Raw genomic sequence first — 22,346 nt, forward strand, 5'->3', positions numbered from 1 at the left:
GGATGGGGAATCCGGAACGGGATTACTGATTACGACTACGGACGGCGACCGGCGATTGTTTAGCGCGGATCGCCGTGCGTGATCGCCGTGCGTGATCGCCGTGCGTGATTGCCGTGCGTGGTCGCCGTGCGTGGTCGCCGTGCTGGGTCGCCGCCGTGGGTCCTATCGCCCATCGCGATCCGCAATCGTAATCCGCTATCGCAATCCGAATTCCCAATCCTCAATCAGCCGTAACCGCCTGAACCCCACCCACCGTGACCCGATGGCTGACGAGCGCCGCCGGCGTGAAGGGCTCGTCGCCGATCACCACGGCCTCGGCGATGCACGCCCTGCCGGCCGCGATCCCATGGGCGTCGCGCGCGTAGATCACGGCCAGCGGCTGGCCACGCGTGGCGTGCTGGCCCGGACGCACGAGGATTCGGAACCCGACGGACGGGTCCACCGCATCCTCCATCGTCAGGCGGCCGCCGCCCAGCGTGATGATGCCGCGGCCGATGACGCGCGGCGCGACCGTCTGCACGATGCCCGCGCGCGGCGCCGTCACCATCGCCTGCTCCTTCGCCTGCGGCAGCACGCCCTTGGGATCGTCCACCACGCGTGGGTCGCCGCCCTGCGCCTCGACGATCTGCCGGAACTTCTCGAGCGCCGCCCCGGTGCGCAGCGCGTCCTCGAGCACGGGACGCGCCGCACCGACGTCCACGGCCAGTTTCGCAAGGACCATCATCTCCGCGCCGAGCGCGAGGGTGACCTCGCGGGTGTCGGCCGGGCCGCCGCCGCGCAGCACCTCGAGACTTTCCTCGATCTCGAGCGCGTTGCCACAGGCGACGCCGAGTGGATGCGCCATGGAGGTCATGAGGGCGACCGTCGGACAGCCGCACCGCTCGCCGATCGCCACCATCGTCCGGGCCAGGGTGAGCGCCCGGTCGAGTTCGGGCATGAAGGCCCCGGCCCCCGTCTTGACGTCGAGCACCAGGCCGTTGAGCCCCTCCGCCAGCTTCTTGCTCATGATGGAGGCCGCGATGAGCGGAATCGCTTCCACCGTCGCCGTGGCGTCGCGCAGGGCATACAGCTTCTTGTCGGCCGGCGCGATCTCACCCGTCTGCCCGATGAGCGCACACCCCACGCGTTCCACCTGGGCCTTTGCCTCGGCGAGCGAGAGGCGGGTGTTGAAGCCCGGGATGGACTCGAGCTTGTCGAGCGTCCCCCCGGTGTGGCCGAGCCCACGGCCGCTCATCATGGGCACGGCGATGCCGCAGGCGGCCACGAGCGGAGCGAGCGGAATCGACACCTTGTCGCCGACGCCGCCCGTGGAGTGCTTGTCGATGACGGGCATGCCCAGCCGAGAGAGATCGAGGCGGCCACCGCTGTTGAGCATCCCTTCCATGAGGGCGAAGCCTTCCTCGTCGTCCAGGCCGCGGAAGAAGATGGCCATGAGGAGGGCGGCAACCTGATAGTCCGGAAAGTTCCCGGCGGCATACTCGGCGGCGAACGTCTGCAACTCGGCCGGGGTCAGCCGGCCGCCGTCGCGTTTCTTGAGAATGAGGTCCAGGAGGTGCATTGACCGTGTGGCGACGCGCCCCGTACGTTCCCCCGTGGGCCGGAAACGGGCGCACGCCCCCGGTCATACGCACTACGACGCACTGCGGGAAATGTCACGGGCTCGACGCCCATACGCAGGGAGGCAGGCTTGACCAGTCCCACGCCGAATCCGGTCGACGCCGGTGAGGAAATCACGCGCTTGCAAGCGCGCGTGCGCGAGCTGACGCGCGAGAAGGAACACCTGCTGGCGATCGTGGACATCCTGCAGGAGATCTCCAGCTCGCTGCACTTCGTGGACATCCTGCAGACCATCGCGGGGAAGCTGGGACAGACGTTCGGCCTCGACCGCTGTTCGATCTTTCTCGCGGGCGAACGCGAGGGCGTGCGGCTGGTGGCGAGCTACGAGGATCCGTCGATCCGCAACCTCGTGGTGGATCTCGACCGGTATCCGGAGCTCAAGCGCGCCTTCGACAGCGGCGAGACGGTCTTCATTCCCGACGCGGCCAACGATCCCGCGTACCTGAGCGTCCGCTCGGAACTGAACGCGCGCAACGTGCGCTCGATCATCGTCGTCCCGATTCGGTGGCGGCAGGATGTGATCGGGGCGATCTTTCTGCGGACGGAGCGCGACGCCATGCCGTTCTCGGACGCCGACGTGCGGTTCACGCAGGTGGTCGCCGAGCTCACGGCCAAGGCGCTGCGCAACGCGCACAGGTTCGAGGCGCTGCTTCGTTCGACCGAGGACAAGCAGCACGAGTCGCGCCGGGCCGATCTCGAACGGATCGCGCTGGTGGCCTTCCTGCGCCGCCTGCTCGACCGCTACGCCGGCACGCAGGACCACATGTGGGCCGAAACCCTGTTGCCCAAGGCCTCGGATGAAGAACTCGAGCGCCTCGTCGAAGTGGCGCTGAATGTCGTCGCCGAAGAAGCCAAGGGCTGAACCTCCGAGGAGCACCGCCATGCTGATCAGCAAGAAACTGAACACGATGCTCAATGCGCAGGTCGGCAATGAACTCTCCGCGTCGCACCAGTACGTCGCCATCGCGACCTACTTCGACCAGGAAGGGCTGCCGACACTGGCGAAGCACTACTATGCGCAGGCGCTCGAGGAGCGCGACCACGCCATGCGCCTGGTCAAGCTCGTCCTCGATGCCGACGCTGAGTTGAAGATCCCCGCCGTCCCGGCGCCGAAGATGGGCTTCAAGGGCGCGCTCGAGGCGGTGAAGCTGGCCCTCGAAAGCGAGCTGAAGGTGACCGCGCAGATCAACGCGCTCGTGGATCAGGCGATCACGGACAAGGACCACCTGAGCAAGAACGCCCTCGAGTGGTTCGTGAACGAGCAGCGCGAGGAGGTCACCTCCGCCAGCCTGCTGGTGCAGATGGTCAAGCGCGCCGGCGAGAGCGGCCTCTTCTACGTGGAACAGTTCCTCCAGCAGGGTGGGCTGGCCGAGCCGGAGGGCGGCGAAGGCGAGGGAGCCGCGTAGGCGGATGCCGGCAACCCGGGAAGGGGTCTGTCACGCGCCGCGCCCACCGGGCGCGGCGCGGGCCACCGGAGTCCACGGCCGTGAGTGACCGGGCGGCACGTGCCGCATGGCTGCGTGAGGCGCTCGAGCGGGCGTCGCACGAGTACTACGTCCTCGACCAGCCGTCTCTCAGCGACGCCGAGTACGACCGCCTGTTCCGCGAGCTGCGGTCGCTGGAGGAGGCGCATCCCGAACTGCGCACCGCCGACTCCCCCACCCAGCGCGTGGGAACCGACGTCGGGACGTCGCATCTCGCGAAGTACACGCATCTCGTGCCGATGGGTTCGCTGAACAACGCCTTCAGCGACGAGGAGCTCGAGGACTGGGCCACGTCGGGGCGTGACGTGGCGGGCGCCGACTTCGATCGCTCCGGCTTCTGCTGCGAACTCAAGATTGACGGCGCCGCGATCAGCCTGACGTATCGCGAGGGTGTGCTCGTCACGGGCGCCACGCGCGGCAACGGCGCCGTGGGCGAGAACGTGACCGCGAACGTGCGGACGATCCGCGACATCCCGCTGCGCCTCGCGGGCGCCGGGTGGCCGCCGCTGATCGAGCTCCGCGGCGAAGTGTACATGACCTTCGACGGATTCGAGAAGATGAACGCCGAGCGCGCGAAGAACGGCGAGCCTGTCTTCGCGAATCCGCGCAACTCGGCGGCGGGCGCCTTGCGCCAGAAGGACCCGGCGATCACCGCCAAGCGGCCGCTGCGCTTCTTCGGCTACGCGTTTGCGGTGCCGGGCACGACGTCGCTGCCGTTCGCGACGCAGTGGGAACTCCTCGAGACGCTCACCAGATGGGGCATCCCCGTGGCGCCGCACCGGCAGCACTGCCGGTCGCTGGCGGAGGTGCATGCGTGGACGCACGCGCTCGAGACGACGCATCGCGCCGAACTGGCCTTTGCCATCGACGGCGGCGTCGTGAAGGTGAACGCGTTGGCCACGCAGGCCGAACTCGGTTCCACCGCGGGTGGACGCGAACCGCGCTGGGCGATCGCCCGCAAGTTTGCCCCCGACGTGGCCGAGACGCGCCTGCTCGACATCGAGATCCAGGTGGGACGCACCGGCGTGCTGACTCCACGCGCCGTCCTCGACCCGGTGGAGATTGGCGGCACGACGGTGACCTACGCGACGCTGCACAACTTCGACCTGATCGCCGAGAAGGACCTGCGCATCGGCGATTTTGTGCAGGTGAAGCGCGCCGGCGAGGTGATTCCGCAGGTGCTCGGCCCGGTGCCGGAGAAGCGCGACGCGCACGATCCACCCAGGAAGTTCCGCGCGCCGACCAAGTGCCCGGAATGCGGCACGCCGGTGGTGCGCGTCGAGAGCGAGGTGGCCGTGCGCTGCCCGAACGATCGCTGTCCGGCGCGGCACCTGGAGGAGCTGATCCACTTCACGGCGCGCGCGGCGATGGATATTCGCGGCCTTTCGGAGCAGCGGGTGCGCCAGTTGCTCGAGGCCGGCCTGATCAGCGACCCGGCCACGCTGTACGATCTCACCGAGGACGTGCTGGCGGCGCTTCCGCGGCTGGGCGACAAGAGCGCGCAGCAGCTGGTGGCGGCCATCGCTGCCTCGAAGACGCAGCCACTGTCCCGCCTGCTGTTCGGCCTTGGCATCCCCGACGTGGGCGAGGAAACCGCCAAGCTGCTGGCCCGTCGGTTCGGCACGGCGGACGCCATTCAGGAGGCGGGCGCAGAGGAGATCGAGGCGATCCACGGTGTTGGCCCGTCCATCGCCGCCTCGGTCAGCCGCTGGTTCGCGCTGCCCGACAACCGGAAGCTGATCAAGGCGCTGACGGCGCATGGCGTGAATATGGTGGAGCCCAGGCGCGCCGAGGCCGAAGGTGCCCTGCTCGGAAAGAAGATCGTCATCACTGGCACGTTGCCCACGCTCGGCCGCACCGAAGCCAAGGAGTTGGTGGAGGGCGCCGGCGGCAAGGTGACCGATTCGGTGTCGAAGAACACGAACTTTCTCGTCGTGGGTGCCGATGCCGGGAGCAAACTCGACAAGGCGAAGGCCCTCGGCGTCGAAGTCATTGACGAGGCCGAGCTCTTGCGCCGGATTGGCCGCTAACCCCTTCTTTGACGCATATGGCCACCAACTTCGCGCTCGCCTCGACATCGCTCGTCGCGCTTCCCCGCCAGTCGCTCGCCGCGCTGCGCTCGGCCCTCATCCGCGACCTCGGCGGCAACTACGCGACGTATCTGCAGGAGTCCGGTTACGCCGGGGGCGAAGCCATCTTCGCGGCGTTTCGCGAGTGGCTCGCGGCCCGCGGTGGAAACGCCGAGGGTGTGAGCTTCGCGGAGTTCCAGGGTCTTGCCGCCGAATTCTTCAGGGACACCGGCTGGGGGACGCTCGCCATCGGCACCTTGCACGACGTGGTCATCACGCTGGATTCCACGGATTGGGCCGAGGCCGACCCGACGCTCAACATCGGCTTTCCGGCCTGCTACTACTCGATGGGACTGCTGGCCGATTTCTTCGGCCGGCTGGCCGAGGCGCCGCTCGCGTGCTACGAAGTGGAGTGTCGCTCAAACGGCGCGCCGCGCTGCCGTTTCCTGCTGGGGAGCGCCGAGGTGATTGGCCAGGTGTACCAGCGGATGAGCGAAGGGGTGGGATATGAGGAGGCGGTGCAGGAACTGGTGTAAAGCTGGGTGATGGCAGAAGGCGTATGGCAGATGGCGGGTCAAGCCTGAAATGAGCGCCCGGGATCAGCGTGATCACCGGGCGCTTTCCTATTCACCTGCCAACATCCGCCATCTGCCGCCTGCCATCCGCCATCAGCCAGCCCCCTCTCAGTACCCGCCCGGATCATCCAGATACACCGCCTCGTACTTGGGATTCGGGACGAGTTCCCCGTTCATCAGGATTTCCCGATCCCACGGGAGCACGATGGTGCTCTCGGTGGCCAGCGCGTAGAAGTCGGGTTCATACGTCCCGCACTTGAACGAGACGGCGGTGCGGACATCGCTGGCGCCGGCATTGACGAGCGCCGCCTTGGCGAGGCGCAGGGTCTCGCCGCTGTCGCAGGTCTCGTCGACGAGGAGCACGCGCCGGCCGCGCACTTGGCCGGGGGCGCCGCCGAGCACCGCCGGCGTCTCGCGCACGTGCGCGGCTCCGAAGCGGCGGCTGACCATGATCGAGTGGAACTCGCAGTCGAGGATGGCGGCGACCACGCAGCCGGGCACCACGCCGGCGGTGGCGACGCCGACCACGACTTCGGGGACGAAATCGCGGGCCACCTTGAGCGCGAGGGCCCGGGACAGTTCGCCAAAGAGGGGCCATTCGACGTGCAGGACGCCCTTGGCGGGATCAACGGCAGTCTTGCGGGGTGACAAGGGCACTCCGGAGAAAGGGTGCGGAACGCGGGGTGCACCGGTGAAGGTATGCGCTGCGCGAGTGGGACGTAAGCGCGGTTGCTGCCCCCGATTGAGGGGGGTAGGTTGTGCCGTTGGAGCCTCGCCGAGCGTCTATAGATGGTTCCGCTAGCCGCGACCGCGCTGGCGGGCGACATCCCTATCCCTGCGAACCCGCCGCGCCCTATGTCCTGGTTGAACCGCCTCTTCGGCGGCAAGTCAGACAGCGATGCCCGACCGCAGCGACTCGACTATCTGAACGAGGCGCTGCTGCTGGAGCGTCAGGGCGACTATGACGCGGCCATCACCTCGTACCGGCTCGCGCTGCGCGACCATCCGGACGACCTGCGCGTGCTGCAGAACATGGCCATCGCGTACTCGCGCACGGGGCGGCTGGAGGAGGCGATCCGGGCCTACCGTCGCGCGCTCGACCTCGATCCGTCGCAGTCGGGCGCGCATTACGGCCTGGCCTTCCTGCTGATCAAGCGGGGAGACGCCGTCGGGGCGGAGAAGCACCTCGAGGCCTTCCTGGCCGCTCCGCCGGGAGGGGCTGAATCCGAACGCTGGGTGCGCCACGCCGAGGCGACGCTCGAGGCCCTGCGAAATCCATCGGCCGGTGAGGCCACGGCCGAACCGAGCGAGGGCTAGGTGGGCAAGGTTCTCTCGATCGTCAGCCAGAAGGGAGGCGTCGGCAAGACGACGTCCGCAGTGAACCTGGCGGCCGCCTTCGCGCGCCGCGGCATGAAGACCTTGCTGGTGGACGTGGACCCGCAGGGCTCGGTGCGGTTCGGCATTGGCCTGCGCCAAGGGGCCGACACGCGGGGGTTCGCCGACTACCTGCGGGGCACGCGCACGCTGCGCGAGGTCATCCTGCCGACCGCGCTCCCGTGGCTCCGCGTGATGCTCGTCGGCAGTGTCACCGACGGCGCCGATCACAGCGATTACCAGGCGCGCGTGGCGGCCAGCGACCTGCTGCCGCGCATGCTGCAGGCGGCACGTGAGCGCTGCGACGTGGTGGTGGTGGACACGCCGCCCGGCCTGGGCCCGATCGCCCGCCGGGTCCTCGAGAGCACGGATCGCGTGCTCGTGCCGCTGCAGGCCGAGCCGCTGGCGCTGCAGACGACGCCGCAGATCCTGCGCAGCATTCAGGACGTGGTGGCGACGAATCCGGCCCTCACGCTCGACGGGATCCTGCTGACGATGTACGAGGCCGGCAACCCGGCGTGCGAGCGGACCGTGAAGTACATCCGGGAACACCTGCCTGCCGCGATGGTATGCGACGTGATGATCCCTCGATCCGTTGCCCTGGCCGAGGCCTTCGCCTCGGGTCAGCCCGCCGTGGTGCGCGATCCGGCGGACCCGGCGAGCCAGGCGTACGTCAACCTCGCCCTGCGGGTCGCCGAGCGTCTCTCCGCGGACGCGGAATGACGCGCGCTCCGCGCTGGGTGGGCGCGGCGATCGCGGCCGCGGCGTGGGTGGGGGCGTGCACCGACGTGGGAACCGCCCCGGATGGCATTGTCGCCCTCGCGTTCGACACGCTGCCGTATCCCGCGGTGGTGGCGAACGACACGATGCGCGACTCCAGCGGCAAGGCGGCCCCGTTGCGCGCCGTGGCGTACAACGCCGACGGCGCCGTGATCGAGAATCCGCCGGTGCGGTACATCGCGCTCGACACGGGCGTGGACATCAGCAGCCAGGGCTATCTGATCGCGACCACGCGCACGAGCGGCACGGTGCGCGTGGTCGCCGCGGCGGCAGCGCTGCAATCGCTGCAGAAGACCGTCACGGTGACGCGCGCCCCCACGAAGCTGGCCGCGAATGGCGCGACGGCGGACACGGTGAAGTACGCGCTGCCGGATGCCGCGACGAACGTCAGCAAGTCGATGAGCGTGAAGCTCACGCGCGACAGCGCGGGCACCGCGCTTCCCGTGCCGGGATTCCTCGTGAGCTGGCAGCTGACCTTCCGCGGCCAGACGGTGCCGATCACCGACACCACGCTGGCGTCGCTGTGGGACGACAGCAGGAAGGCGACGGTGCTGGACACCACGGGCACTGACGGGACCGCGGCGCGCCTGCTGCGCATCCGCTCCAACCGCCTTCCCTCGGCGGCCGACTCCTTTGTGGTTTCCGCGACCACCAGGCTCCGTGGGGTGGTGGTAGCGGGAAGTCCGGTGAAGTTCGTAATTCACTTCCGTCCGAAGCCGCCGGCACGCTGATGCGGGATCCCCTCCGCCTGGCGTGCGCAACCCCCGCCGAGTGGAGTCGATGATGATCGCACAGGGAGGCCCTCGCCCCGCCCCGGGCACGCTGAACCACCTGTTCTTCGACACGATGACGGCGTACGACCGGCCGAACGTGATGAACGTCCGCGTGGGTCCGGGGCAGTGGCAGGCGATCTCGCATCGCGAAACGGAGCGGCGCGTGCGCCATCTCTCGCTGGGGTTGCAGGAGCTGGGCTTCCGGCCAGGCGATCGGTTGGCGCTGATCTCGGAGAATCGTCCGGAGTGGGCGCTCACCGACTGGGCCTGCCTGACGGCTCGGCTCGCCGACGTGCCCATCTACCCGTCGCTTCCCGCCGAGCAGGTGGTGCACCCGATCAACGATTCGGGCGCGGTGGCGGTCTTCGTTTCCGGCGAGACGCACGGCGCCAAGGTCGCGGCCATCCGCGGGCAGTGCCCGGCGCTGCGGCACGTCATCACCTTCGGCACGGAGCTCTGCACTGGTGCCGACCTGACGCTGGCTGACGTGGAAGCGCGCGGCGCGGCGGTGGACACGCCGGAGCGTGCGGCGCAGTGGAAGGCCGAGGCGATGGCGGTGCAGCCCGACGACCTGGCGACGCTCATCTACACGTCGGGCACCACGGGATTGCCCAAGGGCGTAATGCTGTCGCACGACAACATCTACTCGAACGTGCAGGCGTCAATGCAGGTCCTGCCGCTGCACATCGGCCAGGAAGTCGCGCTGAGCTTCCTCCCGCTCTGTCACATCTTCGAGCGGATGGGCGATTACCTGTACTGGGCGATGGGTGGTGCCATCTACTACGTGGACAGCTTCGACACCGTCCCCATCGCGCTGCAGGAAGCGCGACCGACCATCGCGATGTCGGTACCGCGCCTGTACGAGAAGATGTACGCCCGCGCCTTCGAGAACGCCCTGGCGAGCGGCGCATTCAAGAAGCGCATCTTCTTCTGGGCGCGCGAGGTCGCCGACCGCTGGGCCGATCAGGTGCTTGCCGGGCGCACGCCGCGCGGCCCGCTGGCGTGGCAGTATGCGCTCGCGCAGCGCCTGGTGTTCAGCAAGATCCAGGCGCGCACGGGCGGCCGCATCCGGTACTTCGTCTCCGGCGGCGCGCCGCTGTCGGCCGAAATCAACAAGTTCTTCTTCGCCGCGGGGTTGACCATTCTCGAGGGGTACGGCCTCACGGAAACGTCGCCGGTGATCGGGGTGAACAGTCCGACCGCCTTCCGCATCGGCACCATCGGCAAGCCGATTGCGGGGGTCGAGGTGCAGATCGCCAGCGATGGCGAGGTGCTCACCCGCGGCCCGCACGTGATGCACGGATACTGGAACCGGCCCGACGCGACCGCCGAGGCCATCGACGCCGACGGGTGGTTCCATACCGGCGACATCGGCGTCCTCGAGGACGGCTTCCTGCGCATCACGGACCGCAAGAAGGACATCATCGTGACGGCGGGGGGCAAGAATATCGCGCCGCAGCCCATCGAGAACGGGTTCAAGGCCAACAAGTACGTCTCGCAGGCGGTGATGATCGGCGACAAGCGCAAGTATCCCGTGGTCCTCGTCGTCCCGGAGTTCCCGGCGATCGAGCGCTGGGCGGCGCTGCACAACATCTACTGGACGGATCGCCGGCAGCTGCTGCAGATGCCGACCATCCAGCAGAAGATGGAGAAGGAGATCCGCGAGGAGTGCGAGCGGATGAAGCTCGCGAGCTTCGAAACGCCCAAGAAGGTGGCGCTGCTCGAGAACGACTTCACGGTGGAGCGGGGTGAGATGACACCGACGCTGAAGGTGAAGCGGCGCGTGATCGACAAGACGTACGCGGCGCTGATCGAGAAGCTCTACGAGGGGAGCGGGGAGTAGCGGGGATTCCTCAGCGTCGGCGCGTCAGGGGAACGACGTCGCCGACTTTCTCGGCCACCCAGTGCCGGTCATCGCGCGCCAGTTCGCGCGCGCCTGCTGGCACTCCGGCGCTGGCCGGCGCCACCAGGCGCCCGCCGGCGCGCAGGACGCGCAGGGCGTCGGTGGTGCGGGCCGGCGTGGCCTCATCGAGCGCGAGGCCGTGCAGCGACGCCGCGCCCAACGGCCAGCGGTCGCCGACGCCGCGCAGGATGCCCTGCCCCGTCGCGCCCACATCGCCGGACGCGGGGTCGACGAGGAGGAGGTCGACGTCGAGGATTGCCTGCAGCGCGCCCGCCAGGCCCGTCCAGGCGCCATCGAGCAGGTAGAGTCCGCGCTCCTCCAGTTTCAGCAGCGCGGCGGCCCGCATGGCTTCGTCCTCCGAAACGGGCATCGCCTGGCGTTCCACGCGATCGCCGAACCAGACTTCGCCGTCGCGCACCGCAAACTCCGCCCCGCACTCGGGGCAGCCGAGCGTCGCCTCGATGAGGTGGCGATGCGCCACGTGTGAGGCGGCCGCCACCAGCCAGGTGTCGGCGTGTTCGCTGGGGCAGCGCAGGCGGTCGATCAGTTCGACGAACACGGCGCGCCGCTCACTGCGGCGAGAGGCGCAGCTCGTACACGGACATGTGCGGCGGCTGGGACACGGCGTAGAGCACGGCGCGCGCCACATCCTCGGGTTTCAGCATCGACTCGCGCTTCGCGAGCGTCTTGCCCAGTTCCGCCTCGTGCGCGTCCCAGATTTCCGTGTCCACCGCGCCGGGCGAGATGAGCGTGGCCCGCACCCCAGTGCCGCGCGACTCGGCGTACAGCACCTCGTGCAGGGCGCGCAGGCCGTACTTCGAGGCGCTGTACGCGCCGTTCATCGGCCAGATGCTGCGATCCGCCACGGTACCGATGGACACCACATGGCCGCGGCGCCGCGCGCGCATCGCCGGCAGGAAGGCGTGCAGCACGCGGAACGGCGCCGCGAGGTTGACGTCGAGGGTCGCCGCGAACTCGTCGGGGTCCTGTTCGTGCAGCTTGGCGCGCGGATAGATGCCCGCGTTGTTCACCAGGATGTCGGGGGCGCCGCCTGCCCAGGCCGTGACCTCGTTCGCCAGGCGGGCGACGTCAGCCGCGCGGGTGCAATCGGCGACCACGGCGAGGTGGCCGACGCCGAGGGTGCGTTCCACGCGGTGCAGCGCTTCGGCGCCTCGGGCAACCAACGCGACGCGCGCGCCGGCGTCGGCGAGCGCGCGTGCGGTGGCGGCGCCGATGCCGCGCGACGCTCCGGTGACGAGGGCGAATCTCCCTTCCAACGCTTGGGGCACGGGCACGGACCTACCGGAGCGGGTTCGACGGCGCGTACGCGAGGCGCAGGAACTCGTCGCGTGTCTTGGCGTCGTCGCGGAACGCGCCGCGGAGCGCCGAGGTGATGGTCTTGGAGTTCTGCTTCTCCACGCCGCGCATCATCATGCACAGGTGGTAGGCCTCGATGACCACGCCCACGCCGAGCGGCTTCAGCACCTCCTCGATGGCGGCGGCCACCTGCTCGGTCAGGCGCTCCTGCACCTGCAGGCGGCGCGAGAAGACCTCGACGATGCGCGGCAGCTTGGAGAGCCCCACAATCTGGCCGTCCGGGATGTACGCGATGTGCGCCTTGCCGAAGAACGGGAGCATGTGGTGCTCGCACATCGAGTAGAGCTCGATGTCGCGCACCATGACCATCGAATGGTGTTCTTCCGCGAAGACGGCGTCGCCCACGACGTCGGCGACGTCCATCTGGTAGCCGCGTGTCAGCCAGGTGAGCGACTTCGCCACGCGGCTCGGGGTCTTGGCGAGCCCGTCGCGTTCCGGCTCCTCGCCGAGGAGCTCCAGCTGGCGGCGGACCAGGTTCTCGAACTCGAGGTAGCGATCGCCGCCGATGTCCGCACCGGCGCCGGTGGCATCGAACGGGTCAGCCGCCGCGTCGAGGCGGGCGGAGCGCAGCGGACGGGGGGACCGGGGGGCGTCAGCGGCCATCGTATTCGACCCAATTGTTTTCGGTTTCCCACAGGCGGAGGCGTGACAGCGTGCGCGGCTTCAGCGCCGGCTCGAGGACGCGCCAGAACATGAGGATAATGTTCTCGGCCGTGGGATTTGTTCCCGCCATCTCCGGGACGTCGAGGTTGAGGTTGTGGTGGTCCACGCGGTCGAGGAGCGTGCGGTTGACCAGCGCCTTGAGCTCGGCGAGGTCCATGACGTACCCCGACACGGGGTCGGGCGCGCCGGTGACCGAGACCTCAAGGGTGTAGTTGTGGCCGTGCCAGTTGGGCGAGTTGCACTTGCCGAACAGGCGGCGGTTCTCGTCGTCGCTGAGGGCCGGGTTGTGGATCCGGTGCGCGGCGTTGAAGGTCAGGCGGCGGGTGACGGTGAGGAGGGGCATGCGCACAATCTAACGCCGCCGGCCGCCAGTCGGCTCGTTCGCCCGGCGCGCCGTCCCGTGTTACAGTATGTCACTCGACCGCAGGCACTGCTTGCCGAGCCGTGGGGTTCGACGTACCTTCGCGGCTGGCAGCCTCGCATTGGCCACCGCCCCGTCACTCTGGGTCGGGGCCCGCGTCGACCTGACCGACCTGTTTTGATGACTCGTCCTACCCCTCCCGAAAGCGCGTCGCGTCCCCTCCGTGACGGCTCTCTGACGCTTCGCCTCCTCGGCGAACCCTGTCTGTGCGGCCCGGGGGAGGCCGGTTCGGAGCGGCGCGTTCTCGGCGTCGGCAAGCCGCTCGCGCTGCTCACCTACCTCGCCGTCTCGCCGCAGCACGAAGCCACCCGGGACTTCCTCGCCGACTTGTTGTGGGGCGGTGACTCCGTCTCCGATCCGGCGCACAGTCTCCGCAACGCGCTGGTCTCGCTCAAGAATGTGGTTGGCCACGATGTCGTCGAGGCCAGCGCCAGTCGCTGCCGCCTCCGCCGCGCGTTTCCCAGTGATCTCGACGCGCTCGAAGCGGCGATTCGGGACGGCCGGCTCGCCGAGGTGACCGAGAGATACACGGGCGAGTTCTTCGCGGGCTTCGCCGCCCCCGGTTGTCAGCAGTTCGAACTCTGGTGCGAGAGTGTGCGGCATCGCCTGCGCACCGACGTGGCAAACGCCGCCGATGTGCTGGCCCGCCGGCTGCTCGACGCGGGTCGCGCGCGCGACGCGGTGCAACTCGCGCGTCGCATCGCGGAGATCGAGCCGTTTGGCCAGCGGGCGCGGCGCATACTGCTCGAATCGCTGATCGCCGCCGGAGATGACCTTGGCGCGCTCACCGAAGCGGCCGTGATCGAGCAATGGCTTCGGATGGAGGACTTCGACGCGGAACCCGCCACGAAGGCGCTGCTCGCCCAGGCGCGCCGAGGCAGGAGCACGGGACGGCGCTCGAGCGGGGAGACCCGCAGCCCCCTCACGCCGGATCTGGTCGGTCGCGAAGCCGAGTTCGCGGACATCGTCGCGGCGTGGGACCGCGCGCGAAGCCGAGGCCCGGTGTTCGTGGCCGTTGCCGCCGGCGCGGGCGTCGGGAAGTCGCGGCTCCTCGCTGACGCCGCCAACCGCCTGCGCGCCGAACGCGGCCGCGTCGTCGAAGTCCGCGCGCTGCCCGGCGAGCGGGACCTGCCGTTCGTGCTGCTGGCGGCCCTGGTCGCAACCCTCGCGCCTCTCGTCGAGGCCTCGAGCATCTCCAAGAGCGCCGCGCGCGTCCTTGCCTCGCTCGATCCCTCGCTCGCCGATCGATACGGCGTGACGCCGGATGCTGGCGCCGGCGATCAATTGCTGCGCCGGGCCTTCGCCCTGCGCGAACTGCTCGAGGCGATCGCGGAGCGCAAGTCCACGGCGATCTTCCTCGACGACATGCACTGGGCCGACGACGCGTCGGTGGATGCCATTCTCGCGGCACTCACGCGCCTGCCCGACGCGCGTGTGCTGATCGTGACCGCGTCGAGGCCCGGCGTGCGTCACCCGCTCCCACCCGAGCGCACGGGGACCATCGCGCTGCATCCGCTGAGCACAGACCAGCTCGGGCAACTGGTGGCGAGCATCCGTCCGTTGCCGAACACGCGCTGGGCGACCGAGGTAAGTCGGTGCCTGCAGGCGGCAAGCGGTGGCGTTCCGCTCTTCGCGATCCTGGCACTGCGCAGCGCCGAGGACGCCGGCTTGCTGGTGGCCGGCGAGACGGAATGGGAGTGTCCCGACCCCGCGGCACTGGTCGGCCACCTCACCCAAGGCACGGTGCTGTCGCAGAGCCTGCGCGATATCTCGCCGCGTGCGGCGCGCATTCTCGCGCTGCTCGCCCTCGCCGGACGCTCGGTGCCCGTGTCGTTTCTGCGGGCGCCCGCCGCCGAGTCCCCGACGGACCCTCACGGCAATGCGCTGTCGGACCTCGAGCGGCGCGCGCTGATCATCCGGCACGGCGACGCGTGCAGCATCTCACATGACCTTGTCACGGATGCAGCGCTGGCCGCGCTCTCCGATGCCGATCGCGTGCGTTGGAGCCGCGCCCTTGGCGCCGCGATGCTCGCCACGGACGAGCCGCCGTGGGTCGAACGCGGCGCGCGCCTGCTCGCCGACGTCGAGCCCGCGGAGGACCTGGCTCGGCGACTCACGCCGGTGCTGCGGACGCTTCGAGTCGCGTCCGGCGTGTCGATGTCGAGGCTCATCGCGTCGTGGCTCGGACAGTCCGCGCACCACCAAGCGACGGCCGCGGCCGTGGCGCGCCGCCTGCCCGTTACCGTTCGACTGCGGCCGTTCCGACGCCGGCTGCTGGCCGCCGGCATCTTCGGGTCCGGGGCGCTGCTGATCGGCGCGTGGCGCGCGGCCAACCCGGCGCCGCAGCCTGACGCGGAGCTTCGCGTCTTCGTCCCTGGACCGGGCACGGAACGACGCGTTGTGGAAGTGCCGCTCCACCGGGATGGCTGGAACGCGTCCGCTCCGCTTCCGGTCACCATCCGTTCGGAAGAGAACGGCGTCACCGGCGAAGCTCGCTTGCGTGAGGGGAGCCTCATTTCTCTCGCGGTGCATTCGGGGCTTCGGGTGCAGGTCTTCAGCGACTCCGGCGGCAGCGACGTCGTGCGCGTCGATGCCGATGGACGCCGCACGCGTCTCACCAGCGCGGTCGGCGATGACGTTCCGTCCAGCTGGTCGCCAGACGGGCGCTTCGTCGCCATGACTTCATCGCGCTGGAGTCCAGCGCGCCATCACCACCTGGCGATCCTTGACTTGGCGTCGGGCCAGGTGCGGCCGATCGGCAGCGGGCGCGGATTCGAGATGACCGTTCGCTGGAGTCCGGACGGCAGTCGCCTCGCCTTTGTACGCAAGTATCTCGACGAACGGCTGCCCGAACTCTGCACCGTGGACGTCGACGGACGCGACGAGCACTGTCGGCCGGGACAATTCACCGATGGCGTCCTCGTCCTCGGATGGCTCGATGACGCGCACCTCCTGGTGAATCGGAGCCAATCAGACGACAAGTCGGTGGTGGCCTCGCTCGCCGTCGACGGCCCGGGGAGCGAACAGGTCATCGCCACCTCGGCGTGGGCGCCAACGCTCTCGCCCAACGGCCGGTGGATCGCGTGGCAGATGGCGGCGAGCGGCCACAGTGACATCCGGGTGGCGCCCACTGCGGACCTCACACGGTCGCGCGTCGTCGCCGATGAGCGCTTGGGAACCGCCGTGAGCACGCTGGGATGGAGCACGCGCGGCCTCGGTGCGCCGTACGTCGCAGCACTCCGGTTTGATGCGCCCACGGACACGCTGTTCGTCGGCGTTCCTCACCGCGCCCCAGTGCTCGCACTGTGGAGCAATGGCGATCGCGCGCCGGCCAGGCGCCTCCGGTGGTCGGTTGACGACAGCACGACGGCGCGCGTGGACACCCTGGGCACGATCGTCGCGAATCGCGAGGGCCCGGTCACCGTCGCCGTAACGACCGGCGGATGGCGCACGGCGCGTCACACGTTCATTGCCGTCGCGCGGCGCGATCGTGTGGTGCTTCGCGAGGCGTGGGCGAGCGGCACGAGCCGGTGGCGACTATTCGGCGATCCCCACCCACGCATTGTTGACGACACCTTCGGCCGCGCGCTCTCGAACGAGGGCGAGGGCACGTACTACAGCGGCGCGTATCTCGGGCAGTTACTTCATGCGCGCCACGGACTGGCCGTCGATGCCATCGTGCGGACACCGGTGACCGAACTGCAGTGGCAGTCGCTGCTGCTCGGACTGAACGCTGCCAATGACACGATCGCCCTCTCGAAATGGGACCATCGCAGCGGCTATCCGCCGGCTCTCTCGACGACTACGGGGCTTGGCTCGTGTATCATGCAGTACCCGAGCGCAGAGGGAGTCAACGGACTTCGCAGTGTGCTGGCAACTCCATTTCCGAATGCGAGTGTCGACTTCGACGCGCGCCGACTCGCGCACGGCGCACCCTGGCACCTCCGCCTCCAGGTCTTTCCCGACGGCCGCTGCGGAGTGGCACTTGATGGGCGGCCGCTCGCGATCTCGTCCGAACGCTTCGAGCGCGGCATGCCGATGCTGCTCATGACCTACGGCAGCTCCTGGCGCTCCCGCATGCTGCTCGGACCGGTCACGATCAGCGAAGGCGTGCCGGGCGACATCGACTGGACGATCCTCGGCGACAACCCCAGACGCACAACGCCCCGCTCACCAAGGTGAACGGGGCGCTGCACCAAGAGTCGGAACGAAGCGGGGTTTTTGAAGCCCTGTCGAATGTTGAGCCCCTCACCCGGCCTTCCGACTTCCCCCAGTGAGGGCATGTCGTCAGCTGAGATGTCGGAAGCCACTCGGAGGACTTGTTGGCTCAAAAAAGGAGTCCGCTTCGCCCCTTCGCGATCAACAATAGCATCGGGGATCGGGGCGGGAAAGGGAGCGGACGCAGCCACCGACCTTCGCTGACTTTCGCGCAGCGCCATCGTCCGCTTACCTTCCAGCACATGCCCTACATCGTCTCCGGCCTCGCCCTGATCGTCGTCTGGGGATTCGCCACGGTCTTCTACCACGCGCCGGGCTGGATTCACCTGCTGCTCACCGTCGGGCTGTCGCTCTGCGTCTACGGCATCGTCAAGCCGCAGACGACAGGCAGGAAGTAGCGCGGCCCGTCGCGTCGCCGACCTAGATCTCCCAGTTCGACAGCACCACGCCCGTGGCCGGGACCTGCTCCGGGTAGCCGGCGAGCGTCATGCGCAGGTCGGTCCACCGCACGCGCGCCCCCGTCGCCACCAGCGCCTGATAGGCACCGGTGTACTCACCCTGGGTGCGGATCGCGGCCCGCGCCGTCCCGCAGTCGCGCGCGTAGCCGCTCACCGCGGCCAGCAGGGCGGGCAGCTGCTGCACGTCGCGCACCGCGAGCTTTAGCACCCGCACCTCATCGCGCGGGCGGCCCTCGACGAGCGCCGCCTCGTGGCACAGCGCAAAGCCCTCCACGCCGTCACGCCCTTTGAGGAGCACGGTGTCGCCGATGCCGAGCGCGCGCGTCAGCTGGATCTCGCGCGAGAAGTCGACGCCGGGCTGCAGCGACTGCACGAGCCTCGCACAACTCGCGAGCGCCCGCTCGGCGTCGGCCGCGCCCAGGCGCGACAGCAGCGTGCAGCGGCCGGGGCGCGCCTCGAAGGAGAACGTCACCGTGAGGTGCGCCGGGATGAAGCCGAGGCGCGAGTAGAAGCCGATGTTGTCCATCGTGCGCGGCATCGTCTCGAGCCCGATGACCGCACAGCCGCGCGCCCGCAGGAAGTCGATGCCGCACGACACGACCGTCTTGCCGAGCCCCGTCCCCTGCCACTCGGGACGCACGGCCAGCGGCCCCATCCACCCCTCGGTTCCCGACTGGTGCGCCACGTTGAACGCCACGAGGCGGTCGTCGATGTCGGTCCAGCACATCGCGCCCTCGCCCGCATCGTCGATCGCGTAGCGCCAGATGGCGGGATTCAGGGGCGGGACGCGCACGCCCGTGAGTCCGTCGCGGCGGTAGCGATCCGAGAAGGCGTCGGAGAAGAGGTGATTGAGCGCCGGGATGTCGGCGAGCGTCAGCGCGCGCTGGTGCACGCCTCGCGGATGGGGCGCCGCCGCCGCGCTCACGACTCCGCCCCGCCGTCCGCCGCCCCCGCCGTCGCCAGCAGCGCGTCGGCACCCACCGGCAGCTCGGCATCACCGCGCGTGACCCGTGACGCGCCCGACTTCTCGTCGTTCGCGATCACGAAGACCTGATCGAGGCCGTCGCGCACGTCGTCGATGTGGGTGATGACGATCACCTGGTCGAACCGGTCGCGCAGCGCGCGCAGCAGGCCGATGACGTTCTGGCGACGCACCTCATCCAGCGACCCGAAGACCTCGTCGAGAATGAGCAGCGAGAAGGGCTGGCCGCTGCGCTCCGCGATCATCTGCGAGATGGCCAGGCGCAGCACGAGATTGGCGAGGTCTTCCTCACCGCCCGAGATGACGGGGAGCGGGACCCCGTCCTCGAGGATCGAGATGCGGTATTTCTCGTCGAGGTCGAGCTCGCTGTAGCGCGCGTCGGTCAGCGCGGCGAGGAATCCGCTCGCGAGCTCGGAGATCTCGGGGCGCATCTGGTAGTTGAGATCGGTTCGCAAGTCGGAGTAGGCGCGATACAGCTCGTCGTGCAGCCGCTTGTCCGCCTCGATCGCCGCCACGCGCTCGCGCCGCTCGTCGAGGTCGCGCTGCGCCGCGACCACGCGATCGCGGTCCGACGACGCGAGCCGGGCCTCCCCTTCGGCGTTCAGCACGGCCATCGCCGCCGCCTGCACCGCGCCGGTTGCGGCGGCGTGGGCACTGCCGAGCGCCGCATACTCCTCCTCGGAGTGGGCGATCGTCCCGAGGCGCGCCGCGATCTGCTCGCGCTTGCCGTGCGCCGCGGCCATCGCGCGCTGCGCCGACTCGAGCTCGCGCCGCAGCGCCGGCTCGCGCTCGACCTGCGTGTTGAGCCGGTTGGCCTGCGTGCTCAGGGCCGCGAGCTGCTCGAACTGCTCCTCGAGCGCCAGGTGCCGCTCGCGCACGTAACCCCCCGGGAGCGAGGCGAGTTCGGCCGCCAGCGCCGCGTGCCGCTGTTCCTTCTGCCCGAGTTCGCGCGCCAGCTGCTCGAGCTGGCCGACGGCCACCTGCGTGCGCGCCAGTTTCCGCTCCAGCGCACTGACTTCCTGCATGGCCTGTCGCCGTTCCTCATCGAGCGCGGCGATGTCCTCGGGCATGCCCTCGAGCTGCTCGAGCCGCTGGCGGAAGTACAGGCCGTCGGCGCTGACCGCCTCGATCTGCGTCTCGAGGAAGTCCATCACGCTGTGGTAATGATCGCCGAGCGGCCGGCTGCAGGTGGGACACTGCCCTTCCTCTCCCGCCGACTTGAGCTTGTCCTTCTGCTCACGCAGCTCCTGATAATGCGCGCGCAGCGCGTTCCGGCGCGTCTCCGCCTCCTGCCGGTCGCGCACCCACTCGGTGCGACGCAGCTCAAGACGCCCCTGCAGCTCCTCCAGCCGGTGGCGCTTCTGCTCCATCTCATCGGTGAGCTGTTCCTCGACTGCCGGCGCCGTCTCGAGGCGCGAGCGCCCTTCCCGCAAGTGCTGCAATTCGGTGGCGAGCTCGTGCGCCGCCTCCTGCAGCGCCTGCCGGCGGCCATTCGACACCGCGAGTTCGCGCTGGCGCGTGAGCTCCTCGCCGACCTCATGGAACGGCGCGAGCGCCTCCGCGAGCGGCACGAGCTGCGCGCGCGCCTCGGCGACGTGCAGCAGCTCCCCCTCCACGCGCTCGACGGTGCGCGCGAGCCCGGTGAGCTCGGCGTCGACAATGCGGCGCTCCGCGTCGAGGCCCTGCAGCTCCTCGCGGGCGCGCTGCGCCTCCGCCCAGCGCGGCTGGAGCGTGCTGAGCGCCTGCTGCGCGCGGGCCTGCTCGACCGCCGCGGCGGCCGCGCGCGCCTGCGCATCGCGGAGCCGCGCCTCGGCGTCGGCGAGCTGCCGCGCGAGGACGTCCGGGTCCGGCATCCCGGCCCGCATGCCGTTGCTTTCGTTGCGCAGGGCCTTGCGTCGCTCGTCGCAGAGGTCCTGCGCCGCCCGGAGCTTCTCGTAACCCAGCACGCGCGAGAGGAACTGGGCGCGGGCGGCCGCGGTCAGGGTGGCCATCACCGCGAGCTGCTTCTGCGCGGTGAAATAGGTGTTGTCGAACTCGTCGAGCGACATCCCGAGCTTTCGCCGGATGACGTCGGTGACGGCCGACGCCCCCGTCGCGATGGGACGCTCGCCGCCGTCCACGTACAGGTCGGCGGTGGTCAGTGCGCGGACGAGGCGGAACCGATGTCCGCCAAGTTCGAAGTCGAGCTCGATGCGCACGGGCGAGCGCGCGCTGGCCCGGGCGAACCGGATGGAGTCCACGGTCCCGCGCGTGGCGTCGCCGCCGTAGAGCGCCCACTTGATCGCCTCGAGGATCGTCGTCTTGCCGCACCCGTTCGGCCCGATGATGCCGGTCAGCCCGCTGTCGAACTGCAGCGTGCTGTCCGCGTGCTGGCGGAAGTTCACGAGGCGAAGGCGCGAGAGCCTCACGTCTGCTCCGTCTCGTCGACGCCGCGCACGGCCATGTCCTGCTCGGCGTCGCGCAGGTAATGCTCGCCCAGTTCCACCAGGCGGTCGCGGTCGATGTCGCTCGTCAGCACGCGGCTGCGCAGCGCCTCCCGCAGCGTGTCCGCGAGCGACGGCCGCCGGCCCGGCGCGCCGCTCTCCGCGACCGCGGTGCGCACCACGTTGGGACGGCGCGTGTCGAGGACGAAGTGCAGCGCGCGCCGCTGGAATTCGCGCAGGCGCTGATGGTCGAGCTCGCGCACAACGTGCCGCGGCACGTCGCGCACGACCAGGCGCACGACCTTGCCGTCGATCCCGCCGTCCGGGCACTTCTCGACGGCAGCGGCGATCGCCGCGTCCAGGTCGGCCGCCGACATGCCGCGGCCGCTGACTGCTGGCAGATCGATGATCTTCCGCGTGACGGGCAGCGCATGAAACGTCTGCTTCCCGGTCGCGAGGTCGCGCTCGATCAGCCCCTTGCCGGGAAGCTTCGCCGCCTTCTCCTCGGCGTACTCGCCCCAGCTGTTCGTGCTGGTGTAGTCAATCGAGCCGCAGTAGTACGCGTTGGGCCCGACCTTGCGGTACACGTGGTAGTGACCGAGGGCGACATAGTCCCACCGCTCGTGCGAGACCGCCGACGCGGGAATCGGCATCGAGGCGCGTTCGTCCTCGCGGGCCCCTTCGGGCAGCGCCCCTTCCACCTCACCGTGCAGCAGCAGGATGTTGTGCTTGTAGTCGAGGTCGGGCGACAGGTCGACGCTTCCCGGCGGCAGGTCGGGAACGGCGAGGATGGCGAGGTCGTGCTCGGGAAAGGTCAGCCGGCGCGGCGTCACGTCCACGATGTGGAAGTTCAGCTGCTCGAAGAGGCGGAGAATGCACGTCGTCTCGCTCGAGCGCGGCATGTCGTGGTTGCCGGCGACGATGACCACGATGGCGTTCGGCAGGGCCGTGCGCAGCCGCAGGAACTGCGCGAAGGCGTGCAGGATGGCCGGGTTGGTCGGCCGCACCGTGTGAAAGACGTCCCCGCCGATGAGCACCAGTTCGGGCGCCAGCGCGATGACCTTGTCCATCGCGCGCGTGAACGATGCCGCCACGTCCGCCTCGCGCTGGTTCTTGCCCGCGGGCGTGACGCGCTGGAACTGCCGGAAGCCGAGGTGGAGATCGGAGAGGTGGACGAGTCGCACGGGGCGCGGACGTGGGTCAGGAAAATGTAGTGGGTGGGACGGAGG

19 protein-coding genes are annotated in these 22,346 nt (G+C 69.6%); 10 read left to right on the forward strand and 9 right to left on the reverse strand.

All coding sequences use genetic code 11. The features are described 5' to 3' along the window. Positions 1–220: 220 nt before the first annotated feature. Positions 221–1,558, reverse strand: coding sequence for a thymidine phosphorylase (locus tag VGJ96_00245; GenBank protein ID HEY3285528.1), 1,338 nt, complete (start codon positions 1,556–1,558; stop codon positions 221–223). A gap of 129 nt (positions 1,559–1,687) precedes the next feature. Between VGJ96_00245 and VGJ96_00250 the strand changes: the two genes are divergently transcribed. From VGJ96_00250 to VGJ96_00265, 4 genes are all read left to right on the forward strand, one after another. Then, positions 1,688–2,479: a GAF domain-containing protein gene (locus VGJ96_00250; protein ID HEY3285529.1), complete on the forward strand. Its 792-nt coding sequence runs from the start codon at positions 1,688–1,690 to the stop codon at positions 2,477–2,479. A 19-nt stretch (positions 2,480–2,498) separates the two neighbouring features. Continuing rightward, positions 2,499–3,023 carry a ferritin gene (locus VGJ96_00255; protein ID HEY3285530.1) on the forward strand — a complete coding sequence of 175 codons (525 nt, stop codon included), beginning with the start codon at positions 2,499–2,501 and terminating at the stop codon, positions 3,021–3,023. An 80-nt stretch (positions 3,024–3,103) separates the two neighbouring features. After that, positions 3,104–5,131, forward strand: a complete 2,028-nt coding sequence (ligA, locus tag VGJ96_00260) for an NAD-dependent DNA ligase LigA (protein HEY3285531.1) — start codon at positions 3,104–3,106, stop codon at positions 5,129–5,131. A 17-nt stretch (positions 5,132–5,148) separates the two neighbouring features. Beyond that, on the forward strand, positions 5,149–5,706 hold the full coding sequence (locus VGJ96_00265) for a V4R domain-containing protein (protein ID HEY3285532.1): 558 nt from the start codon (positions 5,149–5,151) through the stop codon (positions 5,704–5,706). Between the two features lie 147 nt (positions 5,707–5,853). On the opposite strand, the gene VGJ96_00270 is transcribed toward VGJ96_00265, so the two are convergent. Continuing rightward, a complete protein-coding gene (locus VGJ96_00270; protein ID HEY3285533.1) occupies positions 5,854–6,396 on the reverse strand; it encodes a phosphoribosyltransferase family protein in 543 nt (180 codons plus the stop codon). Between the two features lie 204 nt (positions 6,397–6,600). Here VGJ96_00270 and VGJ96_00275 point away from each other — a divergent pair, with 204 nt between their 5' ends. From VGJ96_00275 to VGJ96_00290, 4 genes are read left to right on the forward strand one after another with little or no spacing between them, the layout of a single operon-like run. Continuing rightward, a complete protein-coding gene (locus VGJ96_00275; protein ID HEY3285534.1) occupies positions 6,601–7,062 on the forward strand; it encodes a tetratricopeptide repeat protein in 462 nt (153 codons plus the stop codon). Further along, positions 7,063–7,842 carry a ParA family protein gene (locus VGJ96_00280; protein ID HEY3285535.1) on the forward strand — a complete coding sequence of 260 codons (780 nt, stop codon included), beginning with the start codon at positions 7,063–7,065 and terminating at the stop codon, positions 7,840–7,842. Then, positions 7,839–8,630 carry a hypothetical protein gene (locus VGJ96_00285; protein ID HEY3285536.1) on the forward strand — a complete coding sequence of 264 codons (792 nt, stop codon included), beginning with the start codon at positions 7,839–7,841 and terminating at the stop codon, positions 8,628–8,630. The genes VGJ96_00280 and VGJ96_00285 overlap by 4 nt, the downstream gene beginning before the upstream one ends. A 52-nt stretch (positions 8,631–8,682) precedes the next feature. After that, positions 8,683–10,515, forward strand: coding sequence for a long-chain fatty acid--CoA ligase (locus tag VGJ96_00290; GenBank protein HEY3285537.1), 1,833 nt, complete (start codon positions 8,683–8,685; stop codon positions 10,513–10,515). A 10-nt stretch (positions 10,516–10,525) separates the two neighbouring features. On the opposite strand, the gene VGJ96_00295 is transcribed toward VGJ96_00290, so the two are convergent. From VGJ96_00295 to VGJ96_00310, 4 genes are read right to left on the reverse strand one after another with little or no spacing between them, the layout of a single operon-like run. Then, positions 10,526–11,134 carry a hypothetical protein gene (locus tag VGJ96_00295; protein HEY3285538.1) on the reverse strand — a complete coding sequence of 203 codons (609 nt, stop codon included), beginning with the start codon at positions 11,132–11,134 and terminating at the stop codon, positions 10,526–10,528. Between the two features lie 10 nt (positions 11,135–11,144). Then, positions 11,145–11,870, reverse strand: a complete 726-nt coding sequence (locus VGJ96_00300) for an SDR family oxidoreductase (protein ID HEY3285539.1) — start codon at positions 11,868–11,870, stop codon at positions 11,145–11,147. Positions 11,871–11,874: 4 nt separating this feature from the next. After that, positions 11,875–12,555, reverse strand: a complete 681-nt coding sequence (gene folE, locus VGJ96_00305; protein ID HEY3285540.1) for a GTP cyclohydrolase I FolE — start codon at positions 12,553–12,555, stop codon at positions 11,875–11,877. Further along, complete coding sequence (locus tag VGJ96_00310) at positions 12,545–12,958, reverse strand: 6-carboxytetrahydropterin synthase (protein ID HEY3285541.1); 414 nt, start codon at positions 12,956–12,958, stop codon at positions 12,545–12,547. The genes folE and VGJ96_00310 overlap by 11 nt, the downstream gene beginning before the upstream one ends. 198 nt (positions 12,959–13,156) lie before the next feature. Here VGJ96_00310 and VGJ96_00315 point away from each other — a divergent pair, with 198 nt between their 5' ends. Next, on the forward strand, positions 13,157–17,218 hold the full coding sequence (locus tag VGJ96_00315) for an AAA family ATPase (GenBank protein ID HEY3285542.1): 4,062 nt from the start codon (positions 13,157–13,159) through the stop codon (positions 17,216–17,218). 278 nt (positions 17,219–17,496) lie between these two features. Beyond that, positions 17,497–17,652 carry a hypothetical protein gene (locus VGJ96_00320; GenBank protein HEY3285543.1) on the forward strand — a complete coding sequence of 52 codons (156 nt, stop codon included), beginning with the start codon at positions 17,497–17,499 and terminating at the stop codon, positions 17,650–17,652. 22 nt (positions 17,653–17,674) lie between these two features. Here the strand turns inward: VGJ96_00320 and VGJ96_00325 are convergent, their stop codons facing one another. The 3 genes from VGJ96_00325 to VGJ96_00335 are packed head-to-tail and all read right to left on the reverse strand — an operon-like array spanning position 17,675 to position 22,301. Further along, positions 17,675–18,637, reverse strand: a complete 963-nt coding sequence (locus tag VGJ96_00325; protein HEY3285544.1) for a GNAT family N-acetyltransferase — start codon at positions 18,635–18,637, stop codon at positions 17,675–17,677. Next, positions 18,634–21,102, reverse strand: a complete 2,469-nt coding sequence (locus VGJ96_00330; GenBank protein HEY3285545.1) for an SMC family ATPase — start codon at positions 21,100–21,102, stop codon at positions 18,634–18,636. The genes VGJ96_00325 and VGJ96_00330 overlap by 4 nt, the downstream gene beginning before the upstream one ends. Then, positions 21,099–22,301 (reverse strand): DNA repair exonuclease, encoded by a 1,203-nt coding sequence (locus tag VGJ96_00335; protein HEY3285546.1) that lies wholly within the window; start codon positions 22,299–22,301, stop codon positions 21,099–21,101. The genes VGJ96_00330 and VGJ96_00335 overlap by 4 nt, the downstream gene beginning before the upstream one ends. Between the last annotated feature and the right edge of the window lie 45 nt (positions 22,302–22,346).

It is taken from the genome of Gemmatimonadaceae bacterium, from assembly GCA_036504815.1.
Classification (GTDB): domain Bacteria; phylum Gemmatimonadota; class Gemmatimonadetes; order Gemmatimonadales; family Gemmatimonadaceae; genus PNKL01.

What these genes read in the sequence shown, in the direction of transcription:
- VGJ96_00245 (HEY3285528.1), bottom strand. Translation starts at nt 1,558, where the DNA reads ATGCACCTCCTGGACCTCATTCTCAAGAAACGCGACGGCGGCCGGCTG.
- VGJ96_00275 (HEY3285534.1), top strand. Translation starts at nt 6,601, where the DNA reads ATGTCCTGGTTGAACCGCCTCTTCGGCGGCAAGTCAGACAGCGATGCC.
- VGJ96_00290 (HEY3285537.1), top strand. Translation starts at nt 8,683, where the DNA reads ATGATCGCACAGGGAGGCCCTCGCCCCGCCCCGGGCACGCTGAACCAC.
- VGJ96_00315 (HEY3285542.1), top strand. Translation starts at nt 13,157, where the DNA reads ATGACTCGTCCTACCCCTCCCGAAAGCGCGTCGCGTCCCCTCCGTGAC.
- VGJ96_00320 (HEY3285543.1), top strand. Translation starts at nt 17,497, where the DNA reads ATGCCCTACATCGTCTCCGGCCTCGCCCTGATCGTCGTCTGGGGATTC.
- VGJ96_00255 (HEY3285530.1), top strand. Translation starts at nt 2,499, where the DNA reads ATGCTGATCAGCAAGAAACTGAACACGATGCTCAATGCGCAGGTCGGC.
- VGJ96_00265 (HEY3285532.1), top strand. Translation starts at nt 5,149, where the DNA reads ATGGCCACCAACTTCGCGCTCGCCTCGACATCGCTCGTCGCGCTTCCC.
- VGJ96_00310 (HEY3285541.1), bottom strand. Translation starts at nt 12,958, where the DNA reads ATGCCCCTCCTCACCGTCACCCGCCGCCTGACCTTCAACGCCGCGCAC.
- VGJ96_00285 (HEY3285536.1), top strand. Translation starts at nt 7,839, where the DNA reads ATGACGCGCGCTCCGCGCTGGGTGGGCGCGGCGATCGCGGCCGCGGCG.
- folE (HEY3285540.1), bottom strand. Translation starts at nt 12,555, where the DNA reads ATGGCCGCTGACGCCCCCCGGTCCCCCCGTCCGCTGCGCTCCGCCCGC.